General features: G+C 63.0%; 17 protein-coding genes, 1 tRNA gene and 2 pseudogenes. 3 read left to right on the forward strand and 17 right to left on the reverse strand.

Annotated elements, in window-relative coordinates; all coding sequences use genetic code 11:
- Positions 1 to 358 precede the first annotated feature (358 nt).
- From adhP to INT29_RS17485, 12 genes are all read right to left on the reverse strand, one after another.
- Positions 359 to 1378, reverse strand: coding sequence for an alcohol dehydrogenase AdhP (adhP, locus tag INT29_RS17430; protein WP_101574482.1), 1020 nt, complete (start codon positions 1376 to 1378; stop codon positions 359 to 361).
- Positions 1379 to 1468: 90 nt separating this feature from the next.
- Positions 1469 to 2992 carry an aldehyde dehydrogenase family protein gene (locus tag INT29_RS17435; protein WP_193072601.1) on the reverse strand — a complete coding sequence of 508 codons (1524 nt, stop codon included), beginning with the start codon at positions 2990 to 2992 and terminating at the stop codon, positions 1469 to 1471.
- Between the two features lie 126 nt (positions 2993 to 3118).
- Entirely contained in the window at positions 3119 to 4390 is a 1272-nt protein-coding gene (locus INT29_RS17440; protein WP_226842158.1) for a GAF domain-containing protein, read from the reverse strand.
- A 180-nt stretch (positions 4391 to 4570) separates the two neighbouring features.
- A complete protein-coding gene (rplA, locus tag INT29_RS17445) occupies positions 4571 to 5269 on the reverse strand; it encodes a 50S ribosomal protein L1 (RefSeq protein ID WP_101574479.1) in 699 nt (232 codons plus the stop codon).
- 64 nt (positions 5270 to 5333) lie between these two features.
- Positions 5334 to 5771 (reverse strand): 50S ribosomal protein L11, encoded by a 438-nt coding sequence (gene rplK / locus INT29_RS17450; RefSeq protein WP_101574478.1) that lies wholly within the window; start codon positions 5769 to 5771, stop codon positions 5334 to 5336.
- Between the two features lie 205 nt (positions 5772 to 5976).
- A complete protein-coding gene (nusG, locus tag INT29_RS17455; protein WP_193072603.1) occupies positions 5977 to 6879 on the reverse strand; it encodes a transcription termination/antitermination protein NusG in 903 nt (300 codons plus the stop codon).
- Between the two features lie 94 nt (positions 6880 to 6973).
- Positions 6974 to 7249, reverse strand: coding sequence for a preprotein translocase subunit SecE (gene secE / locus INT29_RS17460; protein WP_101574476.1), 276 nt, complete (start codon positions 7247 to 7249; stop codon positions 6974 to 6976).
- A 97-nt stretch (positions 7250 to 7346) separates the two neighbouring features.
- A tRNA-Trp gene (locus INT29_RS17465) sits at positions 7347 to 7419 on the reverse strand.
- A gap of 126 nt (positions 7420 to 7545) precedes the next feature.
- Complete coding sequence (locus INT29_RS17470) at positions 7546 to 9207, reverse strand: metallophosphoesterase family protein (RefSeq protein ID WP_257930261.1); 1662 nt, start codon at positions 9205 to 9207, stop codon at positions 7546 to 7548.
- Positions 9208 to 9212: 5 nt separating this feature from the next.
- Positions 9213 to 10292 (reverse strand): UDP-N-acetylmuramate dehydrogenase, encoded by a 1080-nt coding sequence (locus tag INT29_RS17475; protein ID WP_193072604.1) that lies wholly within the window; start codon positions 10290 to 10292, stop codon positions 9213 to 9215.
- The gene (locus INT29_RS17480) at positions 10289 to 10732 is read right to left on the reverse strand and encodes a MaoC/PaaZ C-terminal domain-containing protein (RefSeq protein WP_101574474.1); all 444 of its coding nucleotides are present in this window, start codon (positions 10730 to 10732) and stop codon (positions 10289 to 10291) included. Before INT29_RS17480 ends, INT29_RS17475 begins: the two co-directional genes overlap by 4 nt.
- Complete coding sequence (locus tag INT29_RS17485) at positions 10729 to 11178, reverse strand: MaoC family dehydratase N-terminal domain-containing protein (RefSeq protein ID WP_193072605.1); 450 nt, start codon at positions 11176 to 11178, stop codon at positions 10729 to 10731. The genes INT29_RS17480 and INT29_RS17485 overlap by 4 nt, the downstream gene beginning before the upstream one ends.
- A gap of 272 nt (positions 11179 to 11450) precedes the next feature.
- Here INT29_RS17485 and INT29_RS17490 point away from each other — a divergent pair, with 272 nt between their 5' ends.
- Together INT29_RS17490 and INT29_RS17495 are read left to right on the forward strand one after the other, a co-directional pair.
- Complete coding sequence (locus tag INT29_RS17490; RefSeq protein ID WP_226830857.1) at positions 11451 to 13160, forward strand: biotin carboxylase; 1710 nt, start codon at positions 11451 to 11453, stop codon at positions 13158 to 13160.
- A 61-nt stretch (positions 13161 to 13221) separates the two neighbouring features.
- Entirely contained in the window at positions 13222 to 14433 is a 1212-nt protein-coding gene (locus INT29_RS17495; protein WP_193072607.1) for a serine hydrolase domain-containing protein, read from the forward strand.
- Positions 14434 to 14460: 27 nt separating this feature from the next.
- Here the strand turns inward: INT29_RS17495 and INT29_RS17500 are convergent, their stop codons facing one another.
- From INT29_RS17500 to INT29_RS20805, 3 genes and pseudogenes are all read right to left on the reverse strand, one after another.
- Positions 14461 to 15708 (reverse strand): MFS transporter, encoded by a 1248-nt coding sequence (locus tag INT29_RS17500; RefSeq protein WP_226830858.1) that lies wholly within the window; start codon positions 15706 to 15708, stop codon positions 14461 to 14463.
- A gap of 33 nt (positions 15709 to 15741) precedes the next feature.
- On the reverse strand, positions 15742 to 16860 hold the full coding sequence (locus INT29_RS17505; protein WP_193072608.1) for an NAD(P)/FAD-dependent oxidoreductase: 1119 nt from the start codon (positions 16858 to 16860) through the stop codon (positions 15742 to 15744).
- Between the two features lie 295 nt (positions 16861 to 17155).
- A pseudogene (locus INT29_RS20805) lies at positions 17156 to 17401 on the reverse strand (KUP/HAK/KT family potassium transporter); the annotation flags it as partial.
- On the opposite strand from INT29_RS20805, the gene INT29_RS17510 reads away from it, so the two are divergent.
- The gene (locus INT29_RS17510) at positions 17346 to 17558 is read left to right on the forward strand and encodes a hypothetical protein (RefSeq protein WP_193072609.1); all 213 of its coding nucleotides are present in this window, start codon (positions 17346 to 17348) and stop codon (positions 17556 to 17558) included. The pseudogene INT29_RS20805 and the gene INT29_RS17510 sit on opposite strands and share 56 nt — an antisense overlap.
- 2 nt (positions 17559 to 17560) lie before the next feature.
- Here the strand turns inward: INT29_RS17510 and INT29_RS20275 are convergent.
- Together INT29_RS20275 and INT29_RS17525 are read right to left on the reverse strand one after the other, a co-directional pair.
- A pseudogene (locus INT29_RS20275) lies at positions 17561 to 17908 on the reverse strand (KUP/HAK/KT family potassium transporter); the annotation flags it as partial.
- Positions 17909 to 18107: 199 nt separating this feature from the next.
- The coding region (locus INT29_RS17525; RefSeq protein ID WP_226842160.1) for a hypothetical protein at positions 18108 to 18299 on the reverse strand (192 nt) is incomplete at its 5' end.

The raw sequence follows: 18299 nt of genomic DNA on the forward strand, positions 1-18299 counted from the left end.
AAAGCGCTCCACGCAGGTATGCGTGAAACGCTTCGAATGATGAGTTCATAGGAACTCATCACAAAGAATCTCGTGCTCACCTGCGCAGGTCACTCGATTGGAGTCTTCGTTTCCGGGCAACAGGATCCGATTGCGAATTCTGTTGGTACCGAAAAGACCGACGGTCTTGGGTAGTTGAAGTCTATCGAAGGTGTTCCCACCAAGTCCAATCGACCGCGGAGATGCTGGACACATACCCTTGCCCACTCCCTGCGTCCCACCCCACGCCCCTCACTGCCGCTTCGGCAACATTCCGGGCGCTGAGCAACCTGCAGACAGGTTGCGCAGCGCCCGGAAGGTGGCTGAGCCGGCGAGCGGGTCAGTATTCGATGACGACTCGGCCGTCGATCTTGCCGTGGATCATCTCATCGAGGATCGCGTTGATGTCCTCGAGCGGACGCTTGCTGTAGGTCGGATGGATCTTGCCGGCTGCGTAGAATTCCAAGGCCTCCACCATGTCCTGACGGGTGCCGACGATCGAACCGCGGATCGTCAGTCCTTTGAGGACGATGTCGAAGATGGGAGCCGGGAACTCACCTGGAGGCAACCCGTTGAAGACGATCGTGCCGCCTCGGCGGGTCATCGAGATCGCCTGCCCGAATGCCTTCGGATGCACCGCTGTGACAAGCACTCCGTGTGAGCCTCCGACCTTCTCCTGGATGATGTCGGCCGGCTCCTCAGCAAAGGCATTGACCGTGATCTCCGCTCCGTGCTTCTTCGCCAACGCCAGCTTGTCATCGGCGACGTCGACGGCGATGACGCGCATCCCCATCGCCACCGCATACTGCACGGCGATGTGGCCGAGCCCGCCGATGCCGGAGATGACGACCCATTGCCCAGGCTTCACCTCGGTGCGCTTGAGTCCCTTGTAGACGGTGACGCCGGCACACAGCACGGGTGCGATCTCGTATGGGTCGGACCCCTCCGGGATGATGGCGGCGAACTTCGTGTCGACGAGCATGTACTCACCGAACGATCCGTCGATTCCGTAACCGCCGTTGACCTGCTGCTCGCAGAGCGTCTCCCACCCTTGACGGCAGTGCTCGCATGTTCCGCAGGCGCTCCACAGCCAGGCGTTTCCGATCATCTGTCCGACCTTGACATCTGTGACGTCGGGCCCGACCTTCTCGACGGTTCCGACACCTTCGTGGCCGGGGATGAGAGGAACCTTCGGTTTGACCGGCCAGTCGCCGTGTGCCGCGTGCAGGTCGGTATGGCAGACCCCCGAGGCGATGAGTTTGACCAATGCCTGGCCGGGTCCGGGCTCGGGGATCTCGTTGTCTCCGACGACGAGATCCTGTCCGAATCCCTCAACTACTGCTGCTTGCATTACCGACATCATTGACTCCTTTGTGGTGATGTTGACTGTGCTGGTGGTGTGTTGAATGTATTGACTGCGTCGTTGCCGTTGTGGCCGCGTCGCACGGACTCAGAAGAAGCCCTGGGCGTTCTCCGAGTAGCTGACCAGCAGGTTCTTCGTCTGCTGGTAGTGGTCGAGCATCATCAGGTGGTTCTCACGTCCGATGCCCGACGCCTTGTAGCCGCCGAAGGCCGCATGCGCCGGGTAGGCGTGGTAGTTGTTGACCCACACACGGCCGGCCTGGATGTCGCGGCCCGCGCGGTAGGCGGTGCTGCCGTTGCGCGACCAGACTCCGGCACCCAGTCCGTAGAGGGTGTCGTTCGCCGTGGAAATTGCGTCGTCGTAGTCGCTGAAGGTGGCCACCGAGACGACTGGCCCGAAGATCTCCTCCTGGAAGATCCGCATCTTGTTGTTGCCTCTGAAGATCGTCGGCTGCACATAGTAGCCGCCGGACAGGTCCCCGCCGAGGTCTGCGCGGGCTCCCCCGGTGAGGACCTCAGCACCTTCCTGCTTCCCAATGTCGAGGTAGGACATGATCTTCTCGAACTGGTCGTTCGATGCCTGGGCACCCATCATGGTGTCCGTGTCCAGGGGGTTGCCCTGCACTATCTTCTTCGTCCGTTCTGCCACCGCTTCGAGGAAGGGATCGGCGATCGATTCCTGGATCAGTGCGCGTGATGGGCAGGTGCAGACCTCGCCCTGGTTGAGCGCGAACATGGTGAAGCCCTCTTGAGCCTTGTCCCAGTAGGCGTCGTCCTTGGCATTGACGTCATCGAAGAAGATGTTCGGGGACTTACCTCCCAGCTCCAGGGTCACCGGGATGATGTTCTGCGAGGCGTATTGCATGATGAGGCGGCCGGTGGTCGTCTCGCCGGTGAAGGCAATCTTCTTGATCCGCTTGTTCGAGGCCAGGGGTTTGCCCGCTTCGAGGCCGAAGCCGTTGACGACGTTGAGGACCCCTTCAGGAAGCAGGTCGCCGATGAGTTCCATGAGGACGAGGATCGAGGCCGGAGTCTGTTCGGCAGGTTTCAGGACGATGGCGTTGCCTGCGGCCAGGGCTGGAGCGATCTTCCACACGCCCATGAGGATCGGGAAGTTCCAGGGAATGATCTGGCCGACGACGCCGAGCGGCTCGTGGAAGTGATAGGCCACCGTGTCGTCATCGATCTGAGAGAGGCCGCCCTCCTGTGCCCGGATCGCCCCGGCGAAGTAGCGGAAGTGATCGATGGCCAGGGGAATGTCTGCGTTGAGGCATTCGCGGACTGCCTTGCCGTTGTCCCAGGTCTCGGCCACCGCGATCATCTCGAGGTTCTCCTCGATCCGGTCAGCGATCTTGTTCAAGATCACTGCGCGCTCTGCGGGCGAGGTCTTGCCCCAGGCGGGAGCCGCCTTGTGGGCGGCATCGAGTGCGAGTTCGATGTCTTCTGCGGTGCTGGCGGGCACTTCGCAGAACGCCTTGCCCGTAATCGGTGTCGGGTTCTCGAAATAGTTCCCGCTGACGGGAGCGACCCACTGTCCGCCGATGAAGTTCTCGTACCGTGATTTGAAGGTGACGAGCGATCCGTCTTGACCAGGCTGAGCGTAAACAGTCATTGCAACTCCTTTGATGCGTATGCGGCGATCGGATGTCTGTCTCCGATTGCTCCGCACACTACGCAGGGCAACGTTGCATGTGGGTTGCATCACATAGGAAGAGCTGCCAGTTCCAGGTCCTCGTATTCAGTATCCGAGGGCTTCGAGTCGCACGACGGCAGCGTTGCGTTCGGGTGCTTCGGGTGGGGCCAGGCGCAGCACCGACATCAGCACTTCCGAATCCTCGCGAGCTTCGGCCAGCCCCGCATAGCGCCACAGCTGCTGCCAGGTTCCGTTCTGCAGCAGACTCTCTCGGATCAGCGCCTGCAGCTCAGCACCGATCTCCCGGACGCCGGGCGCATCGGAATCGGGCAGCACCTGCCCCTGATAGAAGTTGAGCGCGGTCTCCACGTCCCCTTGGGCCAGGCCCCGGTGCGTGCGCTCGACGTCGCTGTCGATGTCTCCCCGCAGTCGGTAGGGGCGGGCATCGAGGTGCAGGTCGCCGAGGTGGTCAATCGTTCTGCGCAGACGCGCGATCTCCGCCCGGACAGTGACTTCACTTCCACCGAGCGCCCACAGCCGGTCGGCGAGCCCGGCGTTGCTGATGCCGTCGGGGTTGCACGCCAGAAGCAGCAGGATCTCAGCATGTCGTCCCGACAGCGTGATTCGAGTGCCGTCAGGGCTCGAGAGCTGGGGACGGGCGCCGGTGACTTCGAGATAGGCACCGTCACCTGTACCGACAGGAGACAGTCCACCGGAGTCCGGGGTGTAGAGCTTCGACAATCCGGCGCCGGCGGCCTGAGCCGTGGAATTCAGCAACGGCAGGACGATGGACGATACCGCGTCATCACCGCCGGTGACGTCGATGATGCCAAGGACCTGACCGGTCAGCGGATGAGTCACTGGCACTGCACTGCAGCTCCACGAGTGCACCTCGGCGGAGAAGTGTTCGGCCTGACTGATCTGCACGGCAGTGCGCGAGCGCAGAGCGAGTCCGGGAGCGGAGGTCCCCATCACGTCTTCCGACCAGTCGGTGCCCGGCACGAAACCCATGGACTCGGCACGGTTGCGCACGGCGCGCTCACCCTCGACCCACAGGAGACGCCCCTGCTCATCACCGAGTGCCACGAGCAGTCCCGCCTCCTTGGCCGGCTCGATCAGATGCGACTGCAGCAGACCCATGATGGAGTGGAACGGATGACGACGCCTCACCTCGGCGAGCTGATCTGCCTCATAGGCCATGCGCACACGTACTCCACCCGGATCACGAAGACGGCCGAGAGATCGGTTCCAGGACTCGAGGACGGCTGGACGGACTCCGGGGCCCGAAGTCTCCGGAACGGTCAGGGACGCCAGATTGTCATGGGCGCGGCGAACAATGCGCTGATAGTCATCGTGAAGCAGCGGAGTCGAATGCATAGCGGAGCTGTCCACCCCCATCGGCGGTTGTCACACAGTGGTCTTCGGTGCTCACAATCTATCCGCGATACCCAATCCGGGCAAGACCGTATGTCGGTTCTCAGGAAACAGAAAGGGCGGGAAGTGATTGACTCACTTCCCGCCCAGAACTGCTGACTGCGGTTCAATCCCTCAAGGGGATCAGATCACGCGCATCGCCGAACCGTCGATCGGAACGGCAGGACCGTTCGATGTCGTCACGGTCGCCTTCGAGATGTAGCGGCCCTTTGAGGAGCTCGGCTTCAGACGAAGGATCTCGTCGATGGCTGCATCGAAGTTCTCCTGCAGCGCTTCCTCGGAGAAGGAGACCTTCCCGATGATGAAGTGCAGGTTCGAGTGCTTGTCGACGCGGAATTCGATCTTTCCGCCCTTGATCTCGGTGACGGCCTTAGCGACATCCATGGTCACGGTGCCGGTCTTGGGGTTCGGCATCAGGCCACGAGGACCCAGCACCTTACCTAGACGTCCGACCTTGCCCATCATGTCAGGGGTGGCTACAGCCGAGTCGAAGTCGGTGAAGCCATTGGCCACCTTCTCCAGCAGGTCATCGGAGCCGACGAAGTCAGCACCTGCTTCACGGGCAGCTTCTGCACGGTCGCCGGCAGCGAACACCAGGACCCGAGCGGTCTTACCGGTACCATGCGGAAGGTTGACGGTGCCGCGCACCATCTGGTCCGCCTTACGTGGGTCAACGCCCAGGCGGAGAGCGACCTCGACGGTGGCGTCGTACTTTGCCACCGTGGTCTCTTTGGCCAAGGCGATTGCCTGAGCCGGTTCGTATGTCACATCTGCGGCGATCTTCTCTGCCGCGGCCTCATAGGCCTTTGAACGCTTTGCCATCTGCTTATCTCCTTGCAGTCGTGGTGCGGGCTGCGCGAGCCCTACCACAGTGAAATGTCTGGCCTCAGGCCTCGACGTCGGTGGTTACGCCCATGGAGCGAGCGGTGCCGGCGATGATGCGGTCAGCCTGATCCAGGTCATTGGCGTTGAGGTCTGGCATCTTCGTGGTGGCGATCTCGCGCACCTGATCGGCGCTCAGGTGAGCAACCTTGTCGGTGTGCGGAGTTGCCGAGCCTGACTTCACGCCTGCAGCCTTCTTGATGAGTTCTGCAGCCGGTGGGGTCTTGAGAATGAAGGTGAACGAACGGTCTTCGAACACAGTGATCTCAACGGGAACGATGTTCCCGCGCTGGGACTCTGTGGCGGCGTTGTAAGCCTTGCAGAATTCCATGATGTTGACGCCGTGCTGGGCAAGCGCCGGACCAATCGGAGGCGCCGGGTTAGCGGCACCTGCCTGAATCTGGAGCTTGACGAGGCCGGCTACCTTTTTCTTGGGAGGCATATACGGTCCTTAATATTGAAGTTTCGATGCGCCAGAGAAATACGGCACATCGTTCGAAAACGGCCTCCGATGAGAGCCGAGATCAAACCACACCAGTATTCCATGCCTGCAGACCCTGGAGCAAATGTCGGTGACAGGCATCACCTGGCGCGAATGGCGAAAGGGCCCGGTATTCACCGGGCCCTTTCGCATGTGGCAGATCAGCTCAGAGCTTGGACACCTGGTCGAAGCTGAGCTCGACGGGAACGTCGCGTTCGAAGATCGACAGCAGCACGGTGAGCTTCTGCGATTCCGGACGGATCTCCTGAATCGTTGCAGGGTGGCCCTCGAAGGAGCCTTCCTTGACGAGCACAGACTCGCCGACCTCGTACTCCACCTCGGTGATGGGTGCGGATTTGGCGGCCTGCTCGGCCTGCACTCCCTCAGCGGCGGCGGCTTCAGCCTGGCGCTCTTCGAAGATCGGAGCGAGCATCGTGAAGACCTCGTCGATGGACAGAGGAGTGGGGTCGTAGGCGTTGCCGACGAATCCGGTCACACCTGGGGTGTGGCGAACCGCGCCCCAGGACTCATCGGTGAGTTCCATGCGCACGAGCACGTAGCCCGGGATGCGCACACGACGGACCTGCTTGCGCTGGCCGTTCTTGATCTCAACGACATCTTCCATCGGCACCTGCGACTCGAAGATGAACTCTTCGAGATTGAGGCTGATGGAACGATTCTCAAGGTTCTGCTTGACGCGGTTCTCGTAGCCTGCGTAGGAATGGATGACGTACCAGTCACCCTCCAGCATGCGCAGTTCCGACTTGAACTCCTCGGCCGGATCGACCTCGTCTTCGGCCGGCGCCTCTTCCGTGTCATCGGAATCGGCTGCGGCGCTGTCATCGTCGGTCGATGCGGAATCGTCAGATGCTTCAGCATCGCCTTCGCCCGAAGCGGCGTCTTCGTCTGGTGTCTCGTCAGCGGGAGCATCGTCGGTCGATGCGTCGTCGGCGCTCACAGCGGAGGTTTCGTTCTCCACGTCTTCCCCCACTGGTGCAGCGCTCGACTCCTCTGGAGTGGCGTTCTGTGTCTCAGGGGTTTCCTGCTCAGGTGAACTGGTATCCGACACCGATCAATTCCTCGCTTCGCGTGTAGTGATTCCCATATGGGAGTGAAGGGTCTGCAACGTGTTTGAAATCCTGATGGTCACCGCTGGGGGTGAGTCACCACAATGGCCACAGCGGTGTTCCGCCGAAGACGAATCCGACGAGCTTGCCGAACACGAGGTCGAGAACCACCACGAGAAGCATCATGAACATGATGAAGCCCAGCACAACCAGGGTGTAATTGACCAGTTGCTTACGTGTCGGGGTGACGACCTTCTTCAGCTCTGCGATGACTTCGCGGAAGAACTGCAGGATTCGTCCGAAGAACCCGAGCTGCTTACGACTGGCGCCCTTAGGCGAATCTCCAGTCTTCTTTGCCGGTGTGTCGCTCACACATCCTCACTCGGTCGGTTCCATTGGGACAGCACAATTGTTCAAGCCCGTCGAGGACGGCGTTTCGCCGATATGACTCAAGCAGATATCAACTGCGCAGGGGTGACAGGACTCGAACCTGCAACCTACGGTTTTGGAGACCGTTGCGCTACCAATTGCGCCACACCCCTTCGATTCGACACCCTCGATTCGTGTTCCTCGAGTCGTGTCCAACCACGAGAAACGAGCATACCGTCTGTGACCGCCGTTAGTCGAACCGGCCGCCCTCCTCTGCCGGAATTCGATCTTCTGCCCCCTCATCCGTCTGTGCTCACGGGGTCAGTCTCGGGTGGCTGAGCGATAAGAGGGACCGGCGCCGGGAAGGTCTTCCAGGGCTCGATGGTGACTGTCTCATCCGGCCTGACGGTGACGATCTGGACGTCGATGGGCCGTTTGGTCCGATTGTCCACACGCAGGATGCTCAGTTCCGCGTTCATCTTCAGCGGCCCCGGGGTCAGAGCGTTCGCCAGGGCTCCCCCTGTCGTCGAACTCAGGTAGCGGACTCCCTGGCCCAGGGTCTCCGGGCCTACTCGCTTGTGCCAGTGTCCGCTGAGGCTGTACTGGGTACATCCGGACCGCAGGGACGGCGCCCCGATCCGCGCATCGTGGATGAGCATGATGTCGAAGTCGCTCGCGCAGGCGTCGTCGCTGAGCTTCTGCGCATACTGATCGGCTGTGAGATCTGTCTCGAGCTGCGGGCCGGATCCGAACACGGTCCGCCTGGGGTCGGGTCCGCCGAAGAAGGTCACGCCGCTCATCTCTGCGCTCGTGTCGTCCAGAACCTTCCAGCCCTGACTTCTCGCATGCTTCGTGGTTTCGGTGGAGTCGTGGTTGCCCTTGACTATCATCCTCGGCAGCTTCTGCGGCAGTTCGTCGTCGAGGACGTCGAGGCAGTAGTTCTCCGCCGTGGTGCCCGTCATCGTCACGTCGCCTCCGTCGATGTAGGCATCGGCGTCGCTCATCCCGGCCACCGCGCCGACCACCCGGGCCATGCCGATATTGCAGTGCAGGTCCGAGCCGAACACGAACGTCGATACGTCGGCCTTCAGCGCCCGATCGTCTTCCACGTGAGGGGGCACCATCCCCTGATCCGACCAGTTGCCGCTCAGGGGCCGTGAGTTCCACTGCTTGCGCAGGTTCACCAGCACCTGGTCGTAGAAGGCGTCGTTGTCGTCGGAGAAGTCTTTGACGGCTGTGAACGCTGTATCGATGACCCCGCCGAGGCGACCCGTGACCTGGGCGCCCGCCAGCGGTGTCCCGTCGAAGGCGGGATCGGCTACGAGGGGTTTGGGTCGGGTGAGCACGGCGGTGCCCACACTGGTAAGAACGAGGATGGCGACCAGGCCGATGGCGATGAGTTCTTTACCGACGAAGGCCCTCCCGATTCCTGCGATCCGTACAGGTCCGAGGATGAACGCCGTGGCCACGGCCACACCGCTGATGAAGCACACGGCCAGGGCCCACCGAGAGAGGATCTCAGTGGTCAGGCCGTCGACGACCTCGTTGACCTGCGCTTGCGGGGCTGAGAACAGGGAGGCGTAGGAGGCGATGTCGCCGCCCAGAGCATCGACTGCCCCTCCCCCGGTTCCCGGGTCCGATTCCTCGGTGGCATCCCGATCAGACCGCCGTTCGGAGCCACCCTCATCCTCCTCGGCTCCGGAGACTGGGATCTGGCCGATATCGACGGTCAGTCCCAGCCCCAGCGGCAGATAGTCACCCGCAGGCACGAGCAGTTTGCCCAGCGGACCGAAGTCGACGGTCAGCCGAGAGTCGGACGTGATCTGATAGCGGGCTTCATGCGGCCCGAAGCTGAGATCTGCACGGGCAGAGAACAGTGCCCATGGCAGGGTCACGACTGCGACGACAGCTAGGAGGATGAGCAGAGCTGCGGTTCTCCGACGAGGTGACACGGGAGACACCCGACTCAGAGTGAGCAGGCGATGAACGTGGGCTCCGGCTCGAGGACGATGCCGAACCTCTCATTCACCCCGTCGACCACGGTGCGGGCAAGTTCGAGAACGTCGTCTGTCGCCGCTTCGCCGCGATTCGTCAGCGCCAGGGTGTGCTTGGTCGACAGGCTCGCTCGGCCTGCTCCGACGCTGAAGCCTTTGGAGAAACCGGCATGTTCGATCAGCCAGGCGGCGGAGGTCTTCGTCTGTCCTTCGATCGTTGATCCGCTCAGCGGGTCGGTGACCGGATAGCGGGGGGCTTCGGTGGGCAACTTGGCCGGATCGTCCACGATCGGGTTCGTGAAGAACGAACCCGCTGACCAGGTATCGTGGTCCTGAGGGTCTAAGACCATGCCCTTGGACCTGCGCAGGGAGATTACGCTGGTGCGCACCGACGTAGCCGGCACCGACTCCCCGATCTCGACGTCCAACGCCGAGGCCAGCTGTGAGTAGCGCACCGGCAGGGAGTCTGAGCTGCGGTGCAGATCGAAGGTCACCGACAGCACCAGGTACTGGGCTGTTCCGGTTCTCTGCTGCGCCCGCTTCAACGCCGAGGTCCGGTAGCCGAATTCGAGTTCGACAGCGCTGAGGTGGCGGACCTGACCGGCGAGACGATCGAAGACCTCGATCGAGGTGATGAGTTCGGCGACCTCTGTCCCGTAGGCACCCACATTCTGGATCGGGGTCGCTCCGACGGAGCCGGGGATCCCGGACAGGGCTTCGAGACCGGAGAGTCCGCAGCCGAGGGTGTAGGCGACGAATTCGTCCCAGTTCTCCCCCGCCTCGGCGGTGACACGGGTTTCGGTCTCCGAGGTATCGGTCATCGTCACACCCTTAGTGGCGACCACGCAGACGTCGGCATCGAAACCGGCATCGGAGACGAGGAGGTTCGACCCGCCGCCGATGAAGAGGACATCGGCAGCGGGTCGAGCCGACAGACTCAGGGGATGTTCACGAGAGAACTCGACAAGCTCGTTCCTGGTCTCCGCGATGTGCAGATTGGCCGCAGGACCACCGAGATGGAATGTCGTGAAATCTGCCAGATCCTTCGTCACCGCGAGACTCGGATCTGGGTGCGGCTGAGCACATCCTGGTCTCCGGACTTCACCGTGACATCGATGCGAGCGGTGCCCACAGCAGCGTCGACGGCGCCGACGACTCCGGTCATCGACAGGGTCGCGGTGGGGGCGGCCGGGGTGCCGGATTCGGCGTCGGGGACGAGCACCGGCGCGGAGAACCGTGTCCGGTAGTCGACGATCGCGCCGGGATCGCCGATCCACTCGACGATAGGAGCAACGACGACAGCCATCGAGAGCATGCCGTGGGCGATGACGCCGTCCAGGCCGACCTCCTTGGCGAAACGTTCGGACCAGTGGATCGGGTTGTGATCACCTGAAGCGCCGGCATAGTCGACTAGCGACGCCCGTGACAGGGGAATCTCGGCTTCGACGACGGTGTCTCCGATGGTCAGCTGGGACAGGTCGGTGACGCTCATTCTCCGTCTCCTCTCACAACGATGGTCGAGGTCACTGTGACGACCGGCTGCTGCGCAGCGTCGGTGATCTCGGTGCGGGTGGTGATCATAGCGTTGCTGCCCGCGGCGCGCACGCCGTCGACGTAGGTCGTGGCGGACAGGCTGTCGCCGGCGACGATGGGGCGGGTGATGCTGAACTGCTCAGAGCCGTGGACGACCTTGGAGAAGTCGATGCCGGACTCAGGGTCACTGATATAGGCCGCTTCAGACTTCTGCGCGATGATCACGGCGAAGGTGGTCGGTGCCACGACGTCGTGATAGCCCAGGGCGGTCGCCGCCCCGGTGTCGAAGTGGTAGTCGGCCTTCGCATTGGTGGCCAACGCGAATTCCGCGACCGCCTCCCTCGACACCTCGTAGGGACGAGGCAGGGAATAGCTGGTTCCCTGCTTATCGGTATTCACCGGCATAGTGGCTCTCTTTCGAAAAGACGTCGTGAACCCAGCCTAGCGGCCTCTCACCATGCGCGGGGAATTGCCCCGACCGATGGCTCAGAGCACGGATTTGACGCCGAATTCGCATCGGGTTCACTCAATTGGTGCACCATCGTCCTCAGCCCCCGAAAACTGGTATAGGTTGTTGTCCACATCACATTTGACGTTCGGCCTTTCGCATCATCGCCGCGATGACGCGGACGGACGTGCGAGCAGATAGAGCAGATGTCTTCATAAGGAGTAGTGCGATGACGAACAATCCTGCAGGCGCAAACCGGCGTGTGGTCAAAGACGCGGTTGCAGTTCCCGGCACCGGTCGACCAGTGAATACGGCCGAGGCTCGCATTCCCGATGCCGCTGCAGGCGCTCCCTCTGCAGTGCCGGCTCCTGCCCCGGCTACCGCCTCGGCGCCGGATCCGGGCGATGTCGAGGTCCATGTCGGCACCGATGCCGCCTACACAGGTGAAGAAGCGGAGCGGGCCCAGTTGCGACGGCCCTTGCGCAACATCTCAGAGGTGCGCCACTTCTTCCGCACCAACATCACGCCGATCTATTTCATCGGCGCGACCCCATTCAACCTCCTCGGTCTCGACCGATGGGTCCGCAACTTCTCCTACATCACGTACTACGACGGCTGGGACGGCGGGCACCCCCGTGTCTTCTCCCCGCGGTACAAGCCGTTCGTCGAATTCGACAGCGGCGAAGCGATCAACAACTGGCTCCTCCTCAACGCCGAGGTGCGCGCCCATATGACGACGAATGTGCCCCACGGTGAGAGGCCCAAGGTCGCCATGGTCTTCTTCGACGAGGAGACCGAGCGGATCTGCCGTGAACTCGGCTACGACCTCATCCTGCCCTCGGCGACGCTGCGCAATCAGCTCGATTCGAAGATCGAGACGACGAAGCTCGGCAACGAGGCCGGCGCCTACTCCGTGCCCAATGTGCTCACCACTGCAGACACCTATGCGCAGTTGAACGCAGAGGCGAAGAAGGAGAACCTGGGCACCGACCTCGTCGTCCAGACCCCCTACGGCGATTCAGGGAAGACGACGTTCTTCATCGCCGCCGAGGAGGACTGGAACCGGCACAAGCACGACATCATCGGCGAAGAGCTGAAGATCATGAAGCGCATCAACAACACACCCGTGGCCGTGGAGGCCGTGATCACCAGCAGCGGAGTCGTCGTCGGCCCGTTCCTCACCGAGCTGGCCGGCTTCGCTGAGCTGACTCCGTACAAGGGCGGCTGGTGCGGCAATGAGATGACCCCCGACGTGCTCACCGCGGACCAGCGCACCCGTGCCAGGGAGCTGGTGCGGCGCATGGGTGAGGGACTGCGCAAACGCGGCTACCGCGGCTTCTTCGAAGTCGATGTGCTCGTCGACCTCGACACGGACGACGTGTGGCTCGGTGAGCTCAACCCGCGCATCTCCGGTGCCTCAGCGATCACCAACGTCACCGCCGGCGCCTACGCCGACGTCCCCCTGTTCCTGTTCCATCTGCTCGAGTACCTCGACGTCGAATTCGATCTCGATGTCGCCGAGATCAACGAGCGGTGGGAAGAGCTCTCCGGTGCTGATGAGTGGAGCCAGATGGTCATCAAGGAGACCGCTGACATCACCGAATATATCACCCACTCACCGCTGACCGGTCAGTACTACCTCGACCAGTACGGGACTCTGACCTACAAGCGCGCCGCTCTTGACTGGCATCCCCTGCAGAACGGCAACGAGGTGTTCTTCCTGCGCATCTACGGGGCCGGCGAATACCGGTGGAAGGGCGCCGACCTCGGTGTGCTCGTGACGAAGAACCCGCTGCAGACCAAGGCCGGGGGCCCGAACGCCCTGAGCATCCGGGCCAAGCACTTCATCGATTCCATCCGTGCGATGTACGCCGGCGTTCCAGTCGCAGCAGAAGATCCCTCTCCGGCGTTGGGCGGGCCTGGAGCGAAGGGTGATTGACTTCTGTCTGTGGTGATAATCTCGTCACGGACGACCCGAAACGACTGCGAAGAGGTGGACAGTGACTGAGACGTCGCCGGACCAGACCGTGCCCGTGGCCCCTGTCATCGACAAGGACAACTGGCAGGAAGCCGACAATGTCCGCTGGTCGTTTCAGCACGTCGATCAGGTGCTGCCCACGACGCCGATCTCGCGCGGGATCGGACCTGTGGCAGAACTGCCCGCTGATCTGCAGGACCTGGGCAACGTCGAGGTTCCGAAGACCGAGTTCTCCGCGGCTCGCAGTGTGCGCAGCGTCATCGAGGCCAGCGACACGGATGCGTGGATGGTCCTGCACAACGGCACAGTGCTCGCCGAGGAGTATTTCTCCACGATGCGCCCGGACACCGAGCATCTGCTGATGTCGGTGAGCAAGTCGTTGGTCGGCACGGTCGCCGGTGTCCTCGTCGGTTCCGGGGATCTCGATCCGAATCGTCTGATCACCGACTATGTCCCCGAGCTCGCCTCTTCCGGCTATGCCGGAGCCACTGTGCGCCACATCCTGGACATGCGCTCGGGCATCAGGTTCTCGGAGAACTATCTCGACCCGAAGTCAGAGGTCAGGCAGATCGAGGAGTCGATCGGTTGGTCGGAGCAGACCCCCGAGGGGCAAGCGAAGGGAATGTATGAGTTCCTGACCACGCTCGACGCGAAGTCCGAGCACGGCGGAGTCTACGAATACCGCTCGTGTGAGACCGATGTGCTGGGGTGGGTGTGCGAAAAGATCGCAGACGAGAGCATGCAGACCCTCATGTCGCGGGTGTTGTGGTCTCGGATCGGGGCCGAACGCGATGCGCTCATCGCCACCGACCAGTACGGCGTGGGCATGTTCGACGGCGGCATCAACACCACTCTGCGCGACCTTGCCCGCTTCGGGTATCTGTATGCGAACCGCGGAGTCTCCCTGACAGGTGAACAGGTGGCACCGACCTCGTGGATCGGCGACACCCTCACCGGCGATGTCGACACCAGGAAGGCCTTCGCCGAGGGCCCCGATGACAATCGGATGCCCGGTGGAATGTATCGCAACCAGTTCTGGTTCCCGTTTCCTGATTCGCACGCCTTCCTCGCCCTGGGCATCCACGGACAGATGATCTACATGAACCCAGGAGCCAACTTCGTCGGCGTCAAGCTCTCCAGCTGGGGCCTGCCGCAGGATGCTGCCAAGCTCTTCCCCACGATCCGTGCCTTCGATGCCCTGGCGAAGGCGGTCACCACACCATTCGTCGACTGATCGTGCCCTACACAGGGCCTGTGCGGTTCAGGTACCGATTCTCGCCGTGCGAAACGGAGAGAACCAAAGACCGATCGCACTCAGTGCGAAGATCACCGCAGCGATAACCAACATCAGTTGCGTGCTGGTGAGGGCAGCGAATATTCCCGCCAACGGTGAGGCGACGACGATCACGGCCCGATTCATTGAACGCATCGTCGTATTCGTCCGCGCCTGGAACGCGTCCGGGGTGATCGACTGCCGGTAGGCCATCTCGTGTGAATTGCTCAGACCGATGGCGAATCCGTGCAGGCCCACCCCCGCGAAGAGAACGACCACCGAACTCATCTCGCCGTGCAGCTGGCCCGCGAGCGGTGTGGCCGCGAACAGGATGAGTGCGCCAGCGGCCGAGCACAGGTGGGCGAAGATGACGACTCGCCCACTGCCCAGTTTCTCCCCTGCGCGTGGTGAGATCAGTGCGCCGATGATTCCCCCCAGCCCGCCTCCGGCCATGACGATGCCGAACCAGAGGGCGTCGATGCCGATGGCTCCGAGGAAGTAGTCGGCGCTGACCGCGGCGAGAATAGCCTGGGCGCCGAACCAGACATGCGTCCAGACCGCGAGGTCACGCAGACTCGGCGTCAGGTACACCCACTTCAGCCCTGCCCAGATCTCCCTGCGCAGATTCGGTCTCACAGAATCCTCCGTGCGCGAGCTCCTCGGCTCGTCTACACGGATGAGGGAGACGACGACGGCGGAGAACAGATAGGTCACCACGTTGACCGACACAGCGACCGGTGCCACGATGACGGCAAGCAGCCCGCCGCCCAGAGCTGGCCCCGCGGTCTGGGCAACCGCGTTCGTGCCATCGATTCGCGCGTGAGCCGCCTGCAGGCCGCCGACGGGAACGAGCCGGGGCACGAATGCCTGCGAAGCACTGTCGTTGACCAACGTTGCCGTTCCCAGGATGGCCACGATGAGGAGCAGCGGTACCAGGCTGAGCAGGCCAAGTGCCCACAGCGCCGGGATCGCACACAGCAGCAGAGCTCGAAGAAGGTCGCTTGCGATCATGACGGGTCGACGTCGGACTCGGTCGATGAGTGCACCGAGGATGAGTCCGAAGAGCAGGTACGGAAGCCACCTCGCGGCGTTCATCCAGCCCAGGCCCACGGTTCCTGCGTGCAAGTGGTCGACGATGATGACCTGCAGGGCGAGGAATGTGATCCAGGTACCGAATCCGGAGACGGCTTCGCCCGCCCAGAACCATCGGAAGGCTCGGGGCAGCACCGGTTTCATGACCTCAGACTACCAAGCCAGACGTGCCGCAGGTCACAGCCCCAGGTGTGCGATCGCCGGTGCCTCCTGTCCGAGGATCGCTGCGGCTAGGCCGTCGCCGATGAGCGGACCCATCGTCAACCCGCCGGCGCCGAAGCCTGAGGCCAGCCACAGCCCAGGTGCCCCTGGAACGGCTCCGGCGTAGGGCAGCCCACTGGGACGCGTGGACATGGGCCTGACTCCGACTCTTGTCTCCAGAATCGTCGCCTCGGCCAGCCCGGGAGCGATTCTCAGGGCGTCATCGAGGACCTGCTTCTGCCCCGCCGCCGTTGTGCGCACGTCGAAGCCGACACCGTCCTCACGGGTGGCGCCGATGACGACTCTGCCGCCGTCGAAGGGCGTGATGTAATGGTGGTCGAGCGGATGCAGCGTCGGCCACGACGAGGTGTTGGCCCCGTGCAGGCCCAGATGGATGAGCTGCCCGCGCTGCGCTGTGATCGCCACCGTATGGCCCAGGCGCTCCAGGATCTCCGAGCTGCGCGCGCCACCGGCGATGACGATGGCGTCGAAGTCCTCCACCGCCGAGGTGGTCCCCACGGACCATGTGCCCGAAGTTCCAGCGGTGATCGTTCGGGCCGTGTCCGCGACGAGTCCGGCCCCGTAGGCCTTCGCCCCGGTGAGGACCGCGTCGCGCAGGGTGCGCCCATCGACCCGGCCTCCCCCGCTGATGAAGAGCCCGGACATGTCCGCTGCGATCGGTGGGAACAGCTCCCTGAGATTCGCGGAGTCACACTCATGCGCCTCGCCTGCGACTGCCCCGGCAGCCGCGATGCGATCACGGATGAGATGGGCCGCCTCGGCGAGGAAAGTGGGATCCTCGTTGACGACTAGGGCGCCGGACCGGCGGTAGCCCAGCTCGGGGATCCCGAGCGCGCTGAGCCGGTCGAGGAATTCGGGGTAGAAATTGCCGCCGGCGGCGTAGGTCTCGTAGTAGGCGCCGGTGCTCGTCGAGACCCACGGCGCGATGATCCCGGCACTGGCGGCGGTCGCCTGACCGGCCATGGCATCGTCGAAGACGGTGACCGCAACATCGCGTGAAGCCAGCCCGAAGGCAACGCTGGCTCCGGCGATTCCGCTGCCGATGACGGCGACGCGTGCACTGGTTTCGCTCATGGGCGGTGTCCTTCCGGTCAGAGGGTTTCCTGCTCTTGGACTGACAGTACTCCCTGCGCTTCCCTGCTGCGGTGCGAAGGGACGGCTCAGATCGGGACCTCGCGGTTGACCACGATGCTGTGATCACGCGACAGGTGGTATTGGTTGAGCAGATCCGGACGCAGTCGCATGAAGTTGATGAAGATGGCCCGCTGCCAGCGGCGCATCGGAGAGTTCTCCCCCGGATAGGGGCGACCTCGGGGACGAAGTACACCGCGTCGGCCACACTCGGCGAGCCGGCCGGCCGCGACTGTGCCTGCTCAATTCGATTGAGGAGGTCGGGCACCTTGGGCGGCAGGCTGAAACCGTCGTCCAGTTCGATGGTGGTGACTCCATGCCCTCGCTCGATGAGCCTCGCCTCGGTGGTGAACGGTTTGTGCCCGGTCATGATCTTGACGATGAGCACCCTCTCATGGACGACCGACTGATGTCTGATCAGGGTCTGCATGGCCGCGGGAACGAGCTTCACGGAGTGGCACTGGTACACCGCGGTGCCGGGCATCCTGGTGGGTGCCCTCGGCCCGGCCAGACCACCGACGAAGATGACGCGGCCGATGGCGATCGGCAGCCAACCGCAGGAAAGGAACTTCGTCAGGTTGGAGACCACGACGACGGCGATGACGGCGACGGCGAGCAGTGCGTTGACGAGCGGAACGTAGATCTGACCGGGTGAAAACTGGGACACGCGCACGACGCCGAACGGTGGAGGGAGCTGCAGTCGTCCGGCCTGTTGGATCGCGGAGAAGGCCGCAGCGATGACAGTCTGTGAGGCGATGACCGTGGCCATGGTCGCAAGGACCGCTGCAGGGATCATCGCCCAGTCGGGAACGAGGTCGAAGGAGGGATGGCCGATGTCCCCCGGTGTGCGCAGGTCCAGGCCGACCTATCCCAGATAGTTGAGGACGAGTGCCGTCAGGACGATGAAGAGCCAGGCCCGGGAGATGGGCAGGCGACCGAAGTGACCCATATCGGCGAACAGTGCTTCGGCGCCGGTGATCGCCAGCACCACTCCGGTCAGGGCGACGAAGGCGGTCCAGGGTGGGCGGCGACGAGCAGCGGGAAGCCGTGCGGACCCTCGGGACAGTAGGTACCGCGATGATTCTTATGCAGTGAAACGCCGGGCGTTGTCATAGCCAAAGAGCAGTCCTCTCTGACCCGCCCGGCGTCGCCGCAGAACCTGGCTATTCGCCTATTTTCTGTTCAGGGCTTCAGCGGGGGCTGAATTCGTGGCTGGCGGCTTCGGCCTGCAGATGACTGCGCGCCTCAGCCAACATGCCCTCACGCGTCGCGATCTTCACCCGCTCACGCCCCTCAGCCTCACCCAGAGCCTTCTCCGCCGACTCCATGAGGTTAGCCTCGAATAGTGGACACCCAAGGTAGCGGGATTTCAGGTCCTGCTG

It is taken from the genome of Brevibacterium sp. FME37, from assembly GCF_014897485.1.
Taxonomy (GTDB): Bacteria; Actinomycetota; Actinomycetes; order Actinomycetales; family Brevibacteriaceae; genus Brevibacterium.